Annotated in this window: 15 protein-coding genes and 1 tRNA gene; 2 read left to right on the top strand and 14 right to left on the bottom strand. The window is 64.4% G+C overall.

What is annotated here, in order from left to right; genetic code table 11:
* Positions 1-15: 15 nt before the first annotated feature.
* From ACRWQA_RS05865 to ACRWQA_RS05855, 3 genes are read right to left on the bottom strand one after another with little or no spacing between them, the layout of a single operon-like run.
* Entirely contained in the window at positions 16-1017 is a 1002-nt protein-coding gene (locus ACRWQA_RS05865; protein WP_434228731.1) for a methyltransferase, read from the bottom strand.
* Positions 1014-1835 (bottom strand): methyltransferase domain-containing protein, encoded by an 822-nt coding sequence (locus tag ACRWQA_RS05860; RefSeq protein WP_434228733.1) that lies wholly within the window; start codon positions 1833-1835, stop codon positions 1014-1016. The genes ACRWQA_RS05865 and ACRWQA_RS05860 overlap by 4 nt, the downstream gene beginning before the upstream one ends.
* Position 1836: 1 nt before the next feature.
* Complete coding sequence (locus ACRWQA_RS05855; RefSeq protein WP_434228736.1) at positions 1837-3351, bottom strand: amidase; 1515 nt, start codon at positions 3349-3351, stop codon at positions 1837-1839.
* Positions 3352-3461: 110 nt separating this feature from the next.
* On the opposite strand from ACRWQA_RS05855, the gene ACRWQA_RS05850 reads away from it, so the two are divergent.
* Positions 3462-3538 (top strand) — tRNA-Arg (locus tag ACRWQA_RS05850).
* Between the two features lie 37 nt (positions 3539-3575).
* Here ACRWQA_RS05850 and ACRWQA_RS05845 read toward each other — a convergent pair.
* A complete protein-coding gene (locus ACRWQA_RS05845; RefSeq protein WP_263580744.1) occupies positions 3576-4322 on the bottom strand; it encodes a Crp/Fnr family transcriptional regulator in 747 nt (248 codons plus the stop codon).
* Positions 4323-4562: 240 nt separating this feature from the next.
* On the opposite strand from ACRWQA_RS05845, the gene ACRWQA_RS05840 reads away from it, so the two are divergent.
* Positions 4563-4820, top strand: coding sequence for a hypothetical protein (locus ACRWQA_RS05840; protein ID WP_263580745.1), 258 nt, complete (start codon positions 4563-4565; stop codon positions 4818-4820).
* A gap of 55 nt (positions 4821-4875) precedes the next feature.
* On the opposite strand, the gene ACRWQA_RS05835 is transcribed toward ACRWQA_RS05840, so the two are convergent.
* The 10 genes from ACRWQA_RS05835 to ptsP all read right to left on the bottom strand — a co-directional run bounded on the left by ACRWQA_RS05835 (position 4876) and on the right by ptsP (position 18146).
* Complete coding sequence (locus ACRWQA_RS05835) at positions 4876-7608, bottom strand: putative bifunctional diguanylate cyclase/phosphodiesterase (protein WP_434228738.1); 2733 nt, start codon at positions 7606-7608, stop codon at positions 4876-4878.
* 240 nt (positions 7609-7848) lie between these two features.
* The gene (locus ACRWQA_RS05830; protein WP_434228740.1) at positions 7849-8982 is read right to left on the bottom strand and encodes a porin; all 1134 of its coding nucleotides are present in this window, start codon (positions 8980-8982) and stop codon (positions 7849-7851) included.
* A 410-nt stretch (positions 8983-9392) separates the two neighbouring features.
* Positions 9393-10505 carry a ProQ/FINO family protein gene (locus ACRWQA_RS05825; protein ID WP_434228741.1) on the bottom strand — a complete coding sequence of 371 codons (1113 nt, stop codon included), beginning with the start codon at positions 10503-10505 and terminating at the stop codon, positions 9393-9395.
* Between the two features lie 110 nt (positions 10506-10615).
* Positions 10616-11140 (bottom strand): dihydrofolate reductase, encoded by a 525-nt coding sequence (locus tag ACRWQA_RS05820; protein ID WP_434228743.1) that lies wholly within the window; start codon positions 11138-11140, stop codon positions 10616-10618.
* The gene (locus ACRWQA_RS05815) at positions 11137-11961 is read right to left on the bottom strand and encodes a thymidylate synthase (RefSeq protein ID WP_263580750.1); all 825 of its coding nucleotides are present in this window, start codon (positions 11959-11961) and stop codon (positions 11137-11139) included. The genes ACRWQA_RS05820 and ACRWQA_RS05815 overlap by 4 nt, the downstream gene beginning before the upstream one ends.
* Before the next feature lie 81 nt (positions 11962-12042).
* On the bottom strand, positions 12043-12837 hold the full coding sequence (gene lgt / locus ACRWQA_RS05810) for a prolipoprotein diacylglyceryl transferase (RefSeq protein WP_263580751.1): 795 nt from the start codon (positions 12835-12837) through the stop codon (positions 12043-12045).
* A 7-nt stretch (positions 12838-12844) separates the two neighbouring features.
* On the bottom strand, positions 12845-13639 hold the full coding sequence (locus tag ACRWQA_RS05805) for a sulfite exporter TauE/SafE family protein (protein ID WP_434228745.1): 795 nt from the start codon (positions 13637-13639) through the stop codon (positions 12845-12847).
* A complete protein-coding gene (locus ACRWQA_RS05800) occupies positions 13636-15012 on the bottom strand; it encodes a response regulator (RefSeq protein WP_434228747.1) in 1377 nt (458 codons plus the stop codon). Before ACRWQA_RS05800 ends, ACRWQA_RS05805 begins: the two co-directional genes overlap by 4 nt.
* A gap of 40 nt (positions 15013-15052) precedes the next feature.
* A complete protein-coding gene (locus ACRWQA_RS05795; protein WP_434228749.1) occupies positions 15053-15874 on the bottom strand; it encodes an NRDE family protein in 822 nt (273 codons plus the stop codon).
* A gap of 10 nt (positions 15875-15884) precedes the next feature.
* A complete protein-coding gene (gene ptsP, locus ACRWQA_RS05790) occupies positions 15885-18146 on the bottom strand; it encodes a phosphoenolpyruvate--protein phosphotransferase (RefSeq protein ID WP_263584009.1) in 2262 nt (753 codons plus the stop codon).
* Positions 18147-18181 lie beyond the last annotated feature (35 nt).

Raw genomic sequence — 18181 nt, 5'->3', positions numbered from 1 at the left:
TCCGCCATAGGCATCCTAGCGCCTGATGGCATGATAAACCCGAAACCGCCGGTCGTCGGCAACAATCCGAAAGCCACCGAAAGCCTTATCCAGCAGGTCGGGATAGGGCAAAAAGGCATTAGCCACCAGCCATAGCTCTCCTCCGGGCAGGAGGTGCCCAGATGCCTCGCGAATCAAGCTACCGGCCGGGCCGTAGTCGATGCTGCGCTCCTGATGGAATGGCGGATTGCTGACGATGGCGGCGAAGCGTCTCCCGCCGAGTGCCGAGTAGACGTCGCTGGCCAGAGCCTGCCCTTCGAGCCCATTGGCGGCCAGGGTGCGCCGGGTCGCCTCCACCGCAAAGGCATTGACGTCGACTGCCGTTACGGAGTGGCCGCGGCGCGCCAGCCAGGCGGCGAGGATGCCATCGCCGCAGCCCATGTCCAACACTTCGGCTACCCGCTCAGGCCCCGGCAGATGACGTTCGAGCTGGTCGAGCAGTAACCGGGTGCCCTCATCGAGCTTGCCGTGGCCGAATACGCCGGGGTGGCTGGCAAGCCACAGCCCCTCGGCCTCGAAGCGGGTCCAGGCCGCATCCGGGTCGATCCCCACCCTGTCGAGGCGCGTCTCGAACAGGATGCAACGCCGGGCGCTGTCGCGCTTGCGGCAACCCAGCCCCAGCGCCGCCAGCACCTTGAGCACGCGTTTGATGCCGCCCTGGTTCTCGCCCACCAGCTGCAGCGGCGTGCCCGGCGGCAGGTTGGCGCACAGCCACAGCAGCCACCACTCGCCGAGCGCATGACTCTTGGGCCAGAACAGCACTGCGCCTGGCGGCTCTCCAGTCTGCAAGGCATCGAACGGTGAGCAAGCCGGACGGTCGCGGTCGCGCCAGGCCTGCAGCACGCCATGGTCGGCGCTGACGACACTCCCCTGCCCCTCCTCGAGCCAGGCATCACGCGGTGGCGCCACCCACAGCCAGCCGCGATAGTCGGCCTCCTGGCGCTCCAGTAGTTGGCAGACCGGTGTCTCGGCACTCATTGGGCGTCCTCCTTCACCAGCGTATAGAGCAAGTAACGGCCCAGGCGCCAGTGGGGTTCAGCCTGGCAGTAGCGTCGCTCCAGCGCCACCAGGCGTTCCCAGTCCGCTTCGCTGGACGGCGGCTGGCGCAGGTAGTCGTGAAAGATACGAATCCCCGCCACCGAGCGAATCGAAAGCCCGCACTCCTGGCCCCAGGCGACGATCTGGTCATGACACAGCGGCGAGATGGGCGTCAGCCGCTGGCGCCTGCCGGTGCCCTCCAGACGATCGTCCAGCGCCTTCTGCAGGTTGCCCTTGACCACGTTGGAGAAACGCAGCGCATCGCGATTGAACACCATCAGCGACAGCTGGCCACCGGGAGCGAGCCCATCCGCCAGAGTGGCGAAGGCAGCGCGTGGATCGTTCAACCACTCCAGCACGGCGTGACAGGCAACCAGCGGCCAGGGACCTGGAGCAGCTTCCTGCAAGGTCTGCAGCGGGGCCTGGAGGAACGTCACCGGCCAGCCATCGAGCGTCTGGCGTGCCTGTTCGAGCATGTCGCCGGCCGGTTCCAGTAGCGTGACGGGGTGGCCATGCCGAGCGAACCAGGCAGAGAGCTGCCCTAGCCCACCGCCTACATCCAGCACCGGCTGGCCGTCGAGTTCGAGCATGAGCGGCAGCAGCTCGTCGAGCATCGCCAGGCGCAGCGCGCCGCGTGGCCCGCCATAGAGGCTGCCGGCGAATTTCTCGGCCAGGCCATCGAAGTGTCGGTCACCAGCGGGCGAAAGCGGGGCGGAATCGGTCATGTCTGGGCTGCGATAGCGGGGTGTGGCGCGCATTCTACCCGTCTTGCCAAGGTCTGGGCAGGTGTCGTCCCCAGCGCACCTCGGCTTCTACCTGTGCCGCCAGTGCCAGCAGGCGGCATTCGTCACCCATGGCGCCGATCACCTGCACGCCAACCGGCAGGCCTGCCGGCGTGACATGCAGCGGCAACGACATGGCCGGCTGACCGGTCAGGTTGGCCAGTTGGGTGAAGGGCGTGCGGGCCAGGGCGTCACGCGCCAGGTGCCTGAGCATACCCGCCTTGAGCGCCAACGCCGGCAGGCCGGGTATCGCCAGCAGCGACATCAGGCGTTCGTGTGCCGGCGGCGGATAGAGCTCCCCCAGGCGTGGCGCCGGCGCAGCGACAACCGGCATCAGCAGCACGTCATAACGGCGGTGAAACGCCCCCATGGCACGTGCCGCCGAATTCCAGTCGCGCTTGGCCAGCTCGTAGTCGCGCACCGGCAGGCTGCGCCCCAGGCGGGCGATGGCGCGAGTGGAGGGCTCGACCTCTAGACGCGTGACGGGAACGCCGGTTTCTCGAGCGATCCAGGCCAGGTCGGCGGTGAGATGGCCGAGATAGAGCGTCAGGTAGGCATTGGCCAGGCGCTCGCCGTCCACCGGCGGATCGGCCCATTCAACGTGATGGTCTAGCCCTTGGAGCGTACGTGCCGCCGCTTCCACCGCCTGGCGTACCTCGGGGTCGAGCACGCTGCCAAGCGGTTTGCCGAGTGGGTCTCCCAGCGAGACTGCCACGCGCAGCGGCTCGGGCGGGCGCTCGAGTGCCGCCCGGAAGCTCTGTTCGTGCTTTACAGGGTAAGGGCCGCCCTCGTCCATGCCGTTGATGGCGTCGAGCAGCGCGGCGCTGTCCCGTACCGAGCGGGTCACGGCGTGTTCCACCACGGCGCCCTGCCATACCTCGGCATGCATCGGGCCCTGCGGCACTCGCCCCCGCGAGGGCTTGAGGCCGAACAGCCCACAATAGCTGGCGGGAATGCGGATCGAGCCGCCACCGTCTCCGGCCATGGCCAGCGGCACCAGGCCTGCGGCAACCGCGGCGGCTGCACCGCCGCTGGAACCGCCGGGCGAGTGCGACGGCAGCCAGGGATTGACGGGATGTGGAAAGGCGCGGGGCTCGGTGATGCCCATCAACCCCAATTCGGGGGTGGCCGTCTGGCCAAGGATGGCGAAGCCCGCCTGGCGCAGGCGGGTGACCAGGGTCGAGTCCATCGGCGGCCTCCATTCCGCCAGAGCCGCGCTGCCGAAGGCCAGCGGCTCGCCCTGGATGGCCATCAGCAGATCCTTGGTCAGGGTCGGCACCCCGGCAAAGGGCGACTCGGTAGCGACAGTAGCGGCTTCGGCCCGGGCGCGCTCGAAGCGCGTGCGAACCACCGCCCCGAGCCGTGGATTGCCGCGCTCGATGGCACGACAGGCGGCCTCGAACACCTCCTCGCGGCTCACCTCTCCCTTGCGTATCAGTTCGGCCAGGCCCAGGCCGTCATGCCGACGGTACTCCTCGTACTCCATCGCCATCCCCTCTCCATCGAATGCCTCGATGATGCCGGGTGGCGCCTTGCGGAGCAACGTAACCCAAGCGGCGGTTTATCTCGTCAACTCAAGCTCGTATAATGCGCAGCCGTGCAGCCCCCTTAGCTCAGCTGGATAGAGCGTCCCCCTCCTAAGGGGAAGGTCTCAGGTTCGAATCCTGAAGGGGGCGCCATTCCTGCCGCTGACCGTGCCTGCCGGAAGCGTGAAGCTCAAGCCGCCTTGTCCTTCTTCAAGTGCAGGTAGAGAGAGTCGAACTCGCCCGCCTCTTGCAACTTTTCCCAGTCCGGAATGGTGATCTGCATCTTCTTCGTCTCGATCAGCCCCTCGGCACGCAGCGCCTGCATGGTCCGGCTGACGTGGACAGCACTGATGCCAATCGCATCCGCCAGTTCCTCCTGGGTCAGCGGCATGAGGAAGGTATTGGAATTTTCCACGAGCCCCACTGCCTTCAGGCGCATCAGCAGCTCGCAGAGGAGATGGGCCATCCGGCTGTAGGCATCGCGCCGGCCGATGTTGAGCAGCCATTCGCGGAATATCGAGGCATCGACCAGCGTCTCGCGCCAGAACGCCGCGGTGAGACGAGGGTAGCGCTCGCACATTCGGCGCAAGTCCTCGTGTTGAATGAACCCGATCGTGCAAGGGCTGATCGTGGCGATGCTGCTGTCCATGTACTCCAGGTGCAGGCTCTGCAGGTCCGGCATGTCGCCGGGTACATGCAGCGCCATGATCTGGCGCCTACCCTCGTAGCTCAGCTTGAAGACGCAGGTGAAGCCCTCCAGGACCAGGCAGCAATGGTGCGGACGGTCTCCAGTTCGCACGATGTGCTGGTCGGTCTTGTGGCGTGTGATCTGCACGGGCAAGCCCTTGAGCGCCTGCTTTTCCTCCCTGGTGAGGGAGAAGTTGCTTTCGAGCTTGCGAATCATCAGGGTATCGGGCCTATGCGCCTCTGCGTTCATGCTTGCGCTCCGTGAACGATTCGTTTGTCACTGCCATCACCGTAGTTCATTCACAGGTAGCCTAAACATACATCGTGAAAAGAACTCTTGTGGTGCCTCGGTGCTTGCCGACCATCGTCAGTCGCTGAAGGTGATCACGCGACCAGGCTTGGCGACACATCACTCATGAACGGTCACAAGCCTGTAAGCTGAATTGTGTTAGGGTAATGGCTCACCAGAGAACTTCAGGCAGGAGGCCAGATGTTTCAACGCACAAGGAAAGTCGCGTGTTCCCAATGCCATGGCAGTAACTTCTGGCACGGCAACCCCAAGCCGACGGACGTGCTTCACTGCCGCTACTGCGAAGCCGCCATCACGACCTACGCCGCCTATGTGGAGCAGTCGGCCCAGCGTGAAGCCGAGCGGCTGCTCGCGGAGTTCGTCGAAACCGACGTTTCCCGTGATCTCGCTCATCTCAAGGCCGTATTGGCGGCTCCAGACCATCGGATATGTTCCTGAGGCCAGATCGGCACGGCCATCCTGTATAGGGTGGCCGTTTCATATCAGGATGGCCTCAATCGCGGTTATCCATCTCGGATGACAATTCCGTGCCGGCTCTCAGCGAGAGTTCCAGTTGATCGAGCGGCATGGGTCGGGCAAGCAGGAAGCCCTGGAATTGCTCACAGCCGTATCCCTTCAGCAAGCTGTGTTGCTGCTCGGTTTCAACGCCTTCGGCCACCACGGTCAGGCTCAGGTGATGAGCCATGGAGATAATGGCCTGCACGATGGAGGCATCGTCGACGCTATGCGTGACCTCCTTGATGAAACTGCGATCGATCTTCACCTTGCTGATGGGAAGCTGCTTCAGGTAGTTCAGGCTGGAAAAGCCGGTGCCGAAGTCATCGATGGAAACGTTGATCCCCATCCGGCGCAGGTCATGGAGAACATCGACCGCATCCTGTGCATCCTTCAATAGCACACCTTCGGTCAGTTCCAGTTCCAGCCGGCTCGCTGGGAGCTGGGTAGTGGCAAGGGTTTCCCTCAGTGTGTCCAGAAACCCGGCGCGATGAAACTGCAGGGGCGAGACATTGACCGCCACCTTGAACCCACCATGGCCTTGCGCATCGAGCAATCCCATGTCGAGGCATGCGCGTTCGAGTACCCAGCGACTGATCGGCATGATCTGGCCGGTCTCCTCGGCCAGGGGAATGAATTCACTCGGTGGCACGAAGCCCCTTGCAGGGTGGTTCCAGCGCAGCAGAGCCTCCACGGTGACGATATCGCCCGCCTGGTCGTACAGCGGCTGGTAGTAAAGCTCGAGACGCTGCCCGTCGATGGCGTCCTGGAGCTCATTACGCATCATCAGCCGCTCGTTGACGCGTGCGGTGATGTCCTGTGTGAACCATTGATAAGCGTTGCGCCCCTGCTGCTTGGCCATGTACATCGCCATATCGGCCTGCTGGATCAGCTCCATGGGCTGAACGATGGCGTCGTTACTGATGGCAATGCCGATACTGGCCGACAGGTGGAGTTCGTGATGATCGATACTATAGGGGTGAGCGACGAGCTGCAGCAGGCTCTCGGCCATTTCCGCCTGCGCTTCCTGCGTGGCGTCGGGCATCAATATGACGAATTCATCGCCACCCAATCGGCCCAGGGTATCTCCGGGCCGCATGGCGCTGGACAATCGGCGGGCCACTTCAATCAGCACCTTATCGCCTATGGCATGACCCAGGCTGTCGTTGATCGGCTTGAAGTCGTCCAGGTCCACGAACAGCACGGCCATGTTACGATTCCGGCGCTGCTGCGCCAGGGTAAAGTTATGGTTGAGACGCTCCTCCAGTAGCGTGCGATTGGCCAGTCCGGTCAAGGGATCGTGACTGGCGCTGAAGGCGAGCACTCGTCTGTCCTGATGGCGCTGGTGGGCCAGCCCCAGGCTAAACGACATGAGATAGCTCAGCATCAGTCCGGCAAGAGCCACCCCACCAGGTATCAATCCAGCCTTGAGCATCTCGTCCACCGAGTCGGGATAGACCTCCAGTGTCAGCCCCAGCCCGCCAGGCAAGCCGATATGTCGATGCGCAACCAGCGGGTAGCTCGATTCGCTCGCCGCACGGCCGGGCGCCCGCATCTCCAGCAGGGGAGCGCCACTTTGCAGCACACGGACCATGTAGAACCCCAACTGAACGCGAAGCTCTTCTCTCAGCAGCACGACAAGGTCGATGCTCCCCAGCAGCTGATGACCCGCCGCAGGCAGCGGTATCATCACCAGGGCCATATGGCGCTGCTCGCGATCGGCCGGCATCATCCATGGCTGAGCAAAGTCGAACTGCAGCCTCAGCTCGACCTGGGGGTCGGCCAATTGCGCCTCCAGCCATCGGCCAGCTGGCGCATTGCGAGCGAACTCCCAAATCGATCCCCCCCGATCCCGCAACACGAGCGCTTGCATGCCGGGTGAGTCGCGGAAGTAGTGCTCGATATGATGGGCACGCATCGCTGCATCGAACCACGGCTCCGAGGAATCCAGGCGCTCGGCCACATACTGGCCAAGGAGAAGCTGCGCGGAAATCGCCTGTTCGGCGTTGTACTGCAGGTTGTCGAGCAAATGACTGGCTTGTCGCTGCTTCTCTTCCTGGTATTCCCAATTCAACAGGTACCAGACCGCACAGCTCAACAGGACGCCAAAGAGACCGCACGCCAGCGCCAGCCGCCCCATTAGCGGTTGTGGGCGGTCGACACCGACTGGCATCAGCAACATCGAAACGCCCAGCACCATGGCCAGCACGGTTCCCAGCAGGGGCGAAGAGGCGTTGTTAAGCGTCCAGGCCACCTCGCCACCCGGGAGGAAGAGCCTGAGCAGCGCCAGGAAACTGCTGCTCAGTAACAGAGTGCCTACGCCGGCCCACAGCCAGCGCGAACTTCGCCTGCCCACCCCGAGCAGCAGGCAAACGGCCACCAGCAACAGCATCGCCGATGCAAGGGAGCCCATCCGCACGTCGCCGGTCAGCCAGGACACCCCGACTTCCCGACCTCCGGCCAGGGCGTTGTGCATCAACAGGTAGGTGACATGAACAAGCAGGATGAGACCGGCAAGGCGACGCAGAACCGACCAGCGCGCCATGATGGCCAGCAAGCCGACACCGACCATCAACACGGCCAGCGCATTGTCGGGCAGCAGTACGCTACGCAAGGGGTAGACGATTTCCAACCAGTAGGTCAGTAGTCCCGCCCCGCCCATCAGGATGAGCACGGCCGCCGCCATGTAGAGCGTGGTATCCCTGGCGATATCCAGCGTCTTGTGAGACATATCGTGCGCACACTCCTTTGGACAGCCGAATGTGAAACGACCCATCCCCGAAGCAGGCGTGTCAGCATTAGATATCGGCAGGCAGAAGGAAAGGTTTAGTTCCTCTTGGCACGCCTGGGATTTATATCCAGAGAAGCAGGGAGCACTGAAAGGCTGATAAAAGAAAACCGGCCCCTAAGGGCCGGTTCTGTCGTCGATAGATCGACGTATCTTGCTGACCTACTGTACCGCCAGGCTCGCTTAGAAGTGGTAGCGAGCGCCAACCAGCCAGTACAGGTTATCGCTGTTCTCTTCAACATCGACGCCATCGCCAGTGTTGATGTTGATGTCACCCTGGTCGCGACGGTTCAGCTCACCGAAGACGTCGAAGTTGCTGGATACCTTGTAGTAGGCGCCAGCGGCCCAGGCGGTACGCTTCTCTTCGTTGTCCGGGCTCACACGGTAGACGTCAGCATTGAAGGCCCACTGGCCCAGAGAGTAGGTAGCACCCAGACCCCAGGTGTCATAGCCATAGTACCGATCGGGATCACCACCGGCATCGAGAGCGCCGTCATTGGTGTCCTGAGTCTCATAGCCCAGACGAGCAGAGAAGTTGTCGTTGAAGGCGTAGGAAGCGGTAGCACCGTAAATATTCTCATCGGCGCCACGCAGATCAGCACCAGTATAACGATGACGCGCACCGCGACCGCTCAGGGCGTAGTCATCCTTATCCTCGGCGAAACCGAGTGCCAGGCGCAGACCGCCAACTTCGTACTTCACGCCACCCTGGACGTTGATCTCAGAAGAGCGGCTCTCACCGTTCTCTGCCAGGCCGTTACCTGAGTAATGCTTGCCCATCAGGAAGGCTTGGAAACCGCTCAGATCTGGCGTGATATAACCGATGGAGTCACCGCGAGCCTGCAGGTCGCCGCCAGCACCGCCCTTGGAGAACTCCAGGCCACGGTCGATGTAGACATCGAACGGCGCCATGACGTGGCTGTTATAGAAGCTGTCGAAGTTACCCGCCATCACGGTACCGAACGGCTGGCTCTCCAGACCGATATAACTGTGACGCACTTCTTGGAAACCACCGGAGCGATCACGCTCGTCGCCATTGAAGCGCCACTCGACGCGACCGAAGGCGCGCAGATCGCTGGCGAGCTGATGGCTCATGGAAATGCCGAGGCGTGAATAGATGTTACGGAACTCGGTACCGCCAGTCTTGTCGTCGCCCGGATCGGTATCACGCTCACCGCCACCAGAGATACCCAGGGCGATACGGCCGTTGACGATCAGCTGAGTGCCGTCCTGGTCGTAAACGGTGGCAGCCTGTGCTGCAGTGGCGCCGTAAACCATGGCACCGGCAATGGCAGTCGCTAACAGTGTCTTTTTCATCGCGATAGTTCCTTTACTAGCTTACTGTTTCGATCGTTACTGCACGGATCGGTGATCGGTGCAGGTAGCTTGCCGGGCATGGTTCCCGCCGTACGTGGCTCGGTTCCTTCTCAGGAAGCGCCAGGGCCGGTCATGACCGCAGCGAAGCCTTGTTATAGTCCAATGCTCGCAGGTAGAACTCTATACCGGGAAAAATGGGAACGCAATAAGAAAAAACACTGTTTTCCTTCGTTGCCCGCCTCCCCGCCGGAACTTTTCCCTGCTGATGCGGTCTTGGGCGCTCCCGCCCAGGGGCCGCGTGCCGCAGGCAATGGCAGTAAGTGTTGCCTGGCAGCGATGAGCCCGCACATCATGCCCCGCTGCATAAGCAGAGGCAAGCACCTCTATAAACGCTTAGTTAGTGCGGGGGTTCAGTGCCCTTTCGCCTGACCGTTGTGCTTGGCCAGCAAGGCCGAGAGCTTGGCTTCCAGACGCGCCTCGGGGTCGGCCGGTGTGGCTGGCGTATCGGCTGGAGCCTTTTTTACCGCCGAACCAGGCTTGGTGCTGCGTGCCGCCGACCCGGGCTTGGCCTTGCTCTGGTTTTCGGCGCCATCGCCGCTGCGGGACCTCTTGCCGTCGCGCTTGGGCGCCCCACCCGCCGCGCGGCCACGTTCGCGCCGCTCGCTCTGCAGGCGCTCCAGCTTGCGCTTGGCGTGCTCGGCGGCCTGGTCGTCGACGTTGCCGGCAGGGGCGCCATCGAGGTCGATGCGCTCGGCGCCTTCACGCACGGCCTTGAGGTAGCGCGGGAGGTTGACGTAGCCCGCCAGGGCCCGGCGCACCAGCTTCTCGGGCCAGGGCTCGCGAGCGGCGAGGTCGTGGTGGATCCCCACCTTGAGCGGCCGGGTATGGCCCTTGAAGAAAGTGTTGGGATAGCGCTGGTACCACTGCTTCAACAACGCATCGGCGGAAGGCGCCTGTTCGATGGCAAGCCGTCCTTGCCGCTCGTCATGGGCTGACGAGACCTGCTCACCTTCCCCCCGCTCCGCTTCGGGCTGACTCGAGGGCTCGGCGACCATCGGGGACGGTTTCAGCGCCTCCTGCCGAGGGGCCGCCAAGGGTCCTGATGATGCCGCCTGCGGCGGTTCGGCTGGCGGCTGCGTCGGCTCGTGATCAGCGCTCGCGCTTGCCTCACGCTCGGGGCCCTGCTGCGTTGAATCCTCCCGCGGACGCTGGCCCATCAGCGCCGCAAGCCCCTGGGCGCGGCGCGTCGCACCGGGAAAGACGGGTGCCGGTTCGCCCTTGCGCATCCGCTCGCGCAGGCGGGCATTGTCCTCCTCGAGCTCGCGATTCTGCTCATCGAGTTCTCGGTTCTCTTCCATCAGCTCGAGGCGAGCCGCCTCCAGCTCCTGCCGCGCCGCTTCGGCCTCGGCCAGCCGAGCTTCCAACTGCTCGATCTTCGCCCGACAAACATGAAGCTCCTCGAGCGCTTCGGCGATGCGAGCCTCCAGAGTACTGAATAGATGACGTGAACGTTGTTCAATCAAGACCAGCATCCTCCTGGCAGGCTCACGTGACGACACAGCGATGGATACTCGCCTGGGCAAGCTTCCATGATCCAGCAAGTGTGTGCCACAAGCAGGGCGCTGACAAATCCTCAATCCGCCCGGCGACGATATTCAACGAAGCTATAGTTCGGCTGCCCCGGGTGGGGCGTGCCCGGCACGCGCTGCACCTCTTGCCACTCGCCCGGGTCCAGTTCGGGAAAACGAGCGTCGCCATCCACCTCGACGTCCACTTCGGTCAAGTAGATGCGGCTGGCATGAGGCAGTGCCTGGGCATAGATCTCGCCGCCACCCATCACCATGATTTCATCACAGGCGTCGATGGTGGCTTGCTGGTCGGCCAGAAACAGCGCCGACTCCAGGTCGTGGCAGACCCTCACGCCGTCGTGGTGGAAGGTTTTGTCGCGGGTCACCACGATATTGAGCCGGCCCGGCAGCGGTCGGCCGATGGAAGCGAAGGTCTTGCGCCCCATGATCAGCGGCTTGGCCTGGGTCATGCGCTTGAAGAACTTGAGGTCCTCGGGCAGGTGCCAGGGCAGCTTGTTATCGACGCCGATCACGCCGTTGCGCGCCACCGCCGCGATCATCGCCACCGGTACCAGGGTTTCATCCGTCATACCGCAACCTCGGCCTTGATATGGGGGTGGGGGTCGTAGCCTTCGATGGTGATGTGCTCGAAGCGGAAGTCGAACAGATCGTCGACGCTGGGGTCGAGCACCAGCCGGGGTGCCGGGCGCGGCGTGCGCGACAGCTGCAGCTCGGCCTGCTCCAGGTGGTTGAGGTAGAGATGCGCGTCGCCCAGGGTATGCACGAAGTCGCCTGGCTCGAGCCCCGAGACCTGGGCGATCATCCGGGTCAGCAGCGCATAGCTGGCGATATTGAACGGCACGCCGAGGAAGATGTCGGCGCTGCGCTGGTAGAGCTGGCAGGAGAGCTTCCCCTGGGCCACGTGGAACTGAAACAGGCAGTGGCACGGCGGCAGCGCCATCTCGTCGACCAGCGCCGGGTTCCAGGCGGAAACGATCAGCCGCCGCGAGTGGGGATTGGTGCGAATCTGCTCCAGCAGCTTGGCGATCTGGTCGACGCGGCCGCCACGCGGGTCGGGCCAGCTACGCCACTGATAGCCGTAGACCGGCCCCAGGTCGCCGCTCTCATCGGCCCACTCGTCCCAGATACTGACCCCGTTCTGCTTGAGATAGGCGATGTTGGTGTCGCCGCGCAGGAACCACAACAGCTCGTGGATGATCGAGCGCAGGTGCAGTTTCTTGGTGGTTACCAGCGGAAAGCCGCGCGCGAGATCGAAGCGCATCTGGTGGCCGAACAGCGAACGCGTGCCGACACCGGTACGGTCGGCGCCATCCACGCCCTGCTCGAGCACCTGGCGCATCAGGTCCAGGTATGGCTGTTCGAGCGCGGGCTGGGCATTGTCATCTGGCATCGTTGGGCAAGGCTCTGAAAAGATGATGGATAAAGCCGAAGTCTACCGTCTCTCCGGCCGCCCTCCTACTCTCGTTGGGTTTCACTGCGTGACCAGCACTTCATCCATCGGCTGACGCCGCGACCAGGCGATCAACGCGATGCCGAAGGCGATCATCGGCAGCGTCAGCAGCATGCCCATGGTGAACCAGCCGAAGGCGAGATAACCGATATGGGCGTCCGGCAGACGGAAGAACTCGACCAGGAAACGGAACATGCCGTAGAGCAGCAGGAACAGGCCGGAAACCAGACCGCGCCGCCGCGGCATGGTCGAGACCCACCACAGGACCACGAACAATACCAGCCCCTCGAGCAGGGCTTCGTAGAGCGAAGTCGGATGGCGAGGCTCCGGCCCCATGCCGGGAAACGGCATGCCCCAGGGCAGCTCGGTGACCCGCCCGGGCAGCTCGCGATTGATGAAGTTGCCGATGCGCCCGGCACCCAGGCCGATCGGCACCATGGGGGCGAAGAAGTCGGTCAGCGTGAAGAAGGCCATGCGCTTCTTGCGCGCGAACCACAGTGCCGCCAGCAGCACGCCGATCAACCCACCGTGAAAGCTCATGCCGCCATCCCAGATGCGCAGCACCCATAGCGGATCGGCCAGCCACTGGTCCATACCGTAGAACAGCGCATAGCCGAGGCGACCGCCGAGTACGACCCCGAGGGCCGCATAGAACAGCAGGTCGCCGACGTCGTCCCGGGTCAGGCCGAAGCGCTCGGCCCGCAGCCGGCCGAGCCACCAGGCGCCCACGAAGCCGACGACGTACATCAAGCCGTACCAGTGAACCTGGAAGGGCCCGAGGGAGATGGCAACAGGGTCGATATCGGGATAATTCATGTCAACCTCAAAACAGGAAACGGAGTCCCACGATCAGCAGCAGTGCAGCGAAGGCGAGCCGCAGCACGCGGGCCGAGAGCACATGAGCCAGGCGTACGCCCAGCCTGGCGAAAGGCACGCTGGCCAGCACGATACCGAGAAAGGCAGGCCACATCACGAAGCCGGTGGCGCCTGCCGGCAGCGCGGGGTGGCCCCAGCCCACCACAATGAAGGTCAGCGCGCCGAACAACGCAATGGGTAGACCGCAGGCGGCGGAGGTGCCCACCGCCTGGGTCATGCTGGCACCGCAGCGGGAGAGCCAGGGTACGCAGAGGGTTCCCCCGCCGATGCCGAACAGCGCCGATACGCCGCCGATGACCATGCCGGCCAGGCCCATGGCCAAGCGCCCAGGCGCCGCACGGCCCGCCCTGGGACTGATACCCAGCGCCATCCTGAGCGCCATCAGCACCACGAAGACACCGAACAGGGTACCCAGCAGCCCGCCCGACAGCGCACCGGCCACGAACACGCCGGCGACTGCGCCCAGCATCAACCCCGGCAGCAGGGAGAGAAACCACTCGCGACGAATGCTGCCCCGCTGGTAGTGCGCCCAGGCAGATGAGGCACCCGTAACGAGGATGGTGGCAAGCGAAGTCCCGACCGCCAGATGCATGGTGACCGCTGCATCGACGCTCTGTAGCCCAAATGCGAAGACCAGGGCCGGCACGATGATCAGGCCGCCGCCAACGCCGAACAGCCCGGCCATGGTACCGGCAGCCGCACCCACCAACAGGTAGCCGAGAAGAGTGAAAAGGACGCTCATGTCGAGGGAGATTCCTCGAACGCGTCGGGTCGCCAGCGCTGAAGAAGCTCGATCAACTCGCGTGGCCCGTAGGGCTTGGCCAGGTAGTCGTCCATGCCGGCATCGTCGAAGCGCCGTCGGTCGCTCTCGGTGGCGTTGGCCGTCAAGGCCACCAGGATACTGCGCCCGACATCGGGCAGCTGTGCTTCCTGCTCACGCCAGCGCCGAGCAGCCTCCACGCCATCCATGCCGGGCATGAAGATATCCATCAACACCAGGTCGTAGACGTGGCGGTGCTGCTGCTCCAGTGCCTCCAGGCCGCTGGCAACGCTGTCGACACGCAAACCCTGCCGCTCCATGACCTGAGTGGCCAGCATGCGGTTGACCGGACCATCGTCGACGACCAGCACGCGCAGTGGACCAGCCTGGCTGGACGCAAGCCGCATGTCGCGCAGCGCCGCTTCGCCCTGCTCGCCCGCCAGGCTGCTGATCAACAGCAGAATATCGGCGATGCGCTCACTCAGGTGTGCATGTCGGTGCGGATCGACGCTGCCGCCTTCGCCCTGCACCTCCCGGCCCAGTTCGGAGAGCAGCGGCTCCAGCTCACGCTGTAACAAGGTCAGATAACGCGACTTGAGCCGCGAGTCTTCGCGGGCACGTTCGCGAGCCGCCAGCAACCCCCCGAGGTCATGCGTACCGGCGTGCTCGAAGAGCAACAGCTGGTAGGGGGAGGCATCCAGCCATTCCACCTGATAGGAGCGCCAGCGTCCTTCACCATCCAGCACCTGGACCTCGACCAGCTTGCTCCCTGCCGCCTCGGTAGCGATCAGGCGAGTCGCGGGATCCTGTCCCGCCAATGTCTCCTGGCTCTCTCCCAATAGTTGCTCCATGGCCAGGTTGGCGCCCACGATTCGCCCACGATAAAGCAGCAGGACCGGGCGCTGGCTGGCCATCAGCAGGCCATCCAGGCTCGGCACCAGTCCCAGCCGGGACTGCAGCTCGACCATGCCGTCATGCAGCCTCTCCAGTCTCCCGATGACCGAGCCCTCGTAGCCCGACGACTGGCGAGGCCCCCCAAGCCAACGCGGCAGGCACTCTTCGGTCTCCCGCAACAACCGCTCGATACGGACGAGGCGGCCCTCGATCTGGCCTTCGCACTCGCGCATGCGGTGACGCAGCTGCAGGAGAAACGCGGAGACGGTCAGGGCGGTGCCGACCAGCAAGGCCAGCAACAGCCAGGCGGACTCGGCCCAGGAGGAGGGGTCGGGCGTGGCCACCCACAGCACCACGCCCACCAGCAGGCAAAGTACCACCAGGGCAGCCTGGGCCAGCAGCAGCGGCCAGAGCAACGGCCAGATCAGGTGCGACCAGAAGCGGTCCTTGCGAGTTCCCACGGGCATTCGCGTCCCTGTGCCAGGCAATATGGCTGTGAGTTTACGCCGACGGACCTCGGCTGTCATGGCAGCTCGAGACACCTAAGTGCGTGCACGGTAGAGCAATTCTTTCCCGAGCCTTGCCAAGCGCCATGCCCCCGGGACCGTATCGATGCTCCTCCATTACGATGGCGCCCGCCTCGTCGTTCCACTCCAGCCAGGTCGTGGCACGGGTACCGTACTGCTCGCCGACGATGAAGGGCGCCGACAGGCGGCGCTCCAGTTCCAACCCCACGCCCGTATCGGGCAGATGGGCGTCGTCCGCCGGGGTATCGTCGCTCATCGCCTTGAGGGCATCGTCCGGCCACTTTCGGCGCAGCGCGGTCAGCAGCCCCTGGCGGACGGCGATCAGCTTGGGCCAGGGGGTGTCGAGACTGGCATTCGAGAGGCCATGGATACCGGGCCTCACCTCCACAAGCAGCAGTCGCTCGCGGCTGCGGTGAAGATGCCAGAGCCGCCGGCCGTCGCCAGCCAACAAATTGAAACCGGCATAGCGCCAGCCATCGCCCTCCGCCAGCCTGGCCAGCCACCCGGCCAGGTCGTGGCTCTCGAGCGCCTCGCGCACGAGTTGGCCCCTGCTCGGCGCCTCGGCCGGCACTCGGAGTGCGGGATCGCGCACGTTGGTGACCGCGGCCACTCGGCCACGGCGATGCACCGCCAGCCAGCTGCCGCCGGCCTCGAGGTCGCGGCCGCCGACGATCTCGGGTGCTCCCTCCCAGGCCTGGAGCGGCGCCGTCGGGCGCTGATGGAACTCGTCTCGATTGGCCACCAGCCGCAGTGGCACGGGAGAACCCGGGCGGAAATCGAAGGCGATGAGACACATGAGGTTGCGTTCAGTCCCGCGGGGGAAGCAGGTGCGCCAGCTGCCATTCGCTCAATCGCGCGAACAGGTGGCTTCGCACTGCGCCAGGCGTATTCAGGGCCAGGGTCTCGAGCACCAGCGTCTTGGCGGCATCTAGGGAGACCCGACGTATCGCAGCCCTGACACGCGGCAGGCTGGGCGCGTTCATGGAGAGCGAATCGAAGCCCATGCCCATCAGCAGCAGCGCCCCGGCCGGATCCCCGGCCATTTCCCCGCATACGCAGATTGGCTTCCTGAGCCGCTTGGAATCTTCGGCCAGCCTTGCCATGGCGCACAGTACCGCGGGATGGCAGGCATCGTAGAGGCTCGCCACGCGAGGGTTGTTGCGGTCTACTGCCAGCAGGTACTGGGTCAGGTCGTTGCTGCCCACGGAGAAGAAATCGACACGCTCGGCCAGAGCGTCCAACTGGTAGAGCGTGGCAGGCACCTCCAGCATAACGCCCACCTTGGGCCGCGGCGTTACGATGCCCTCCTCGCCCAGCTCGCGAATGGCGCGGTCGAGCATGCGCAGGGCATCGTCGACTTCGTCGACGTTGGTCACCATGGGCAGCAGAATCTGCAGGTTGTCGAGGCCCTGGGAGGCGCGCAGCATGGCACGCAGCTGCACCATCAGTACTTCGGGATGATCGAGGGTGACACGGATGCCGCGCCAACCAAGGAAGGGGTTGGCCTCGTCGATGGGAAAGTAGGGCAGATCCTTGTCGCCGCCGATATCCAACGTGCGCATCACCACCGGCAGCGGCGCAAAGCTCTCCAACTGGTCACGGTAGAGTCGCGCCTGCTCCTGTTCGCCCGGGAAACGCTCGGCGATCATGAACGGGACCTCGGTGCGATACAGCCCCACGCCGCTGATACGCTTCTTGAGCGATACCGAGGTATCGATGGCCAGGCCGGTATTGACCATCAGCGGCATGACATGGCCATCCGGGGTCTCGCTGGGCAGGTCCTGCTCGTGCTCGAGCACTTCGACCAGCGCCGCCTCTTCGGCGATCAGGCTCTGATAGCGCGTCTTGAGCTCGTCCGAGGGGCGTACGAACAGCCGGCCACGGTGCCCGTCGAGCACCACCTCGGCGCCGGAGAGGCGCGGCAGCGGCAGGTCGACCATCCCCGATACGGTGGGAACCCCCATGGCGCGGGCGACGATCGCCACGTGGGACGTGCTCGATCCACGCACCGACACCAGCCCGGCAAGCCGCTCCCTGGGTACCTCGCCCAGTGTGGCGACGCTGATCTCGTCGCCCACCAGGATGGTGCTCTCGGGGAAGACATGAGGTATCTGCGGCGTCTCCTCCTGAAGGTGAGCCAGCACTCGCCGGCCCAGGTCACGCACATCGGCGGCCCGTTCGCGCAGGTAGTCATCGTCGACCCGTTCCAGGTACTGCACGTGGCGCCGCACCACGTCGGCCAGGGCGCCGGGCGCCCACTGGCCCTCACGGATGCGTTTCTCCACCTCCTGCGAAAGCGCCGCCTCGCTGAGCATCTGCTGATAGACCTCGAACAGCGCCAGCTCCTGTGCCGAGATGCGGCTGGCCAGGCGTTCGCCCGCCGCGCGGATCTCCTCGCGCACCCGCTCGATCGCCTCCTTGAGGCGCACGATCTCATATTCGACATCGGTCGGGATCAGGTCGGGAACGCTGTCCAGGTCGGCCAGCGGCGCCACCACCACCACTTCGCCGATGGCCATGCCGGGCGAAGCGGCAACGCCGGTGAACAGCGCCTGCCCTCCCGGCAGGGCAGGCCGATTGAGGCTGCCGGTGGCCAGGGCATGGGCCAGTACGCCGGCAAGCTGCGCGCCCATGGTGATGAGAAAGGCTTCGTCCTCCTCGTCGTAACGGCGCTTCTCCGCCTGCTGCACGACGAGAACGCCGAGCATGCGGCGCTGGTGGATGATGGGCACGCCAAGGAAACTGGAGTAGCGCTCCTCACCGGTGGCTTCGAAGTAGCGGAAGCGTGGGTGCGAGGGGGCATCCTCGAGGTTGAGCGGCTCTTCACGTTCGGCCACCAGGCCGACCAGGCCCTCTCCCACTCGCAGGCTCACGTGCCCCACCGCCTGGCTGTGCAGACCGATGGTCTCCATCAGGACGAGTTCCTGGGTCTCTCCATCGTGGAGATAAAAGGAACACACATCGGTATGCATGGCCTTGCGAATACGCCGGACCATGGTCGCCAGCGCCGCATCGAGATTGCGGGCACCGTTGACTTCCTGTATGACCCGGCGCAGCACCTCCAGCATCGGCGTCTTGCTTTCCATTATTGTCTACCTCGCCT

It is taken from the genome of Billgrantia sp. C5P2 (genome assembly GCF_051062895.2).
This window is presented reverse-complemented; position numbering and strand designations above follow the sequence as displayed.

What these genes read in the sequence shown, in the direction of transcription:
- lgt (WP_263580751.1), bottom strand. Translation starts at nt 12,837, where the DNA reads ATGAATTATCCCGATATCGACCCTGTTGCCATCTCCCTCGGGCCCTTC.
- ACRWQA_RS05840 (WP_263580745.1), top strand. Translation starts at nt 4,563, where the DNA reads ATGTTTCAACGCACAAGGAAAGTCGCGTGTTCCCAATGCCATGGCAGT.
- ACRWQA_RS05835 (WP_434228738.1), bottom strand. Translation starts at nt 7,608, where the DNA reads ATGTCTCACAAGACGCTGGATATCGCCAGGGATACCACGCTCTACATG.
- ACRWQA_RS05795 (WP_434228749.1), bottom strand. Translation starts at nt 15,874, where the DNA reads ATGTGTCTCATCGCCTTCGATTTCCGCCCGGGTTCTCCCGTGCCACTG.
- ACRWQA_RS05815 (WP_263580750.1), bottom strand. Translation starts at nt 11,961, where the DNA reads ATGCCAGATGACAATGCCCAGCCCGCGCTCGAACAGCCATACCTGGAC.
- ACRWQA_RS05855 (WP_434228736.1), bottom strand. Translation starts at nt 3,351, where the DNA reads ATGGCGATGGAGTACGAGGAGTACCGTCGGCATGACGGCCTGGGCCTG.
- ACRWQA_RS05860 (WP_434228733.1), bottom strand. Translation starts at nt 1,835, where the DNA reads ATGCGCGCCACACCCCGCTATCGCAGCCCAGACATGACCGATTCCGCC.
- ACRWQA_RS05805 (WP_434228745.1), bottom strand. Translation starts at nt 13,639, where the DNA reads ATGAGCGTCCTTTTCACTCTTCTCGGCTACCTGTTGGTGGGTGCGGCT.
- ptsP (WP_263584009.1), bottom strand. Translation starts at nt 18,146, where the DNA reads ATGCTGGAGGTGCTGCGCCGGGTCATACAGGAAGTCAACGGTGCCCGC.
- ACRWQA_RS05830 (WP_434228740.1), bottom strand. Translation starts at nt 8,982, where the DNA reads ATGAAAAAGACACTGTTAGCGACTGCCATTGCCGGTGCCATGGTTTAC.
- ACRWQA_RS05845 (WP_263580744.1), bottom strand. Translation starts at nt 4,322, where the DNA reads ATGAACGCAGAGGCGCATAGGCCCGATACCCTGATGATTCGCAAGCTC.
- ACRWQA_RS05865 (WP_434228731.1), bottom strand. Translation starts at nt 1,017, where the DNA reads ATGAGTGCCGAGACACCGGTCTGCCAACTACTGGAGCGCCAGGAGGCC.
- ACRWQA_RS05820 (WP_434228743.1), bottom strand. Translation starts at nt 11,140, where the DNA reads ATGACGGATGAAACCCTGGTACCGGTGGCGATGATCGCGGCGGTGGCG.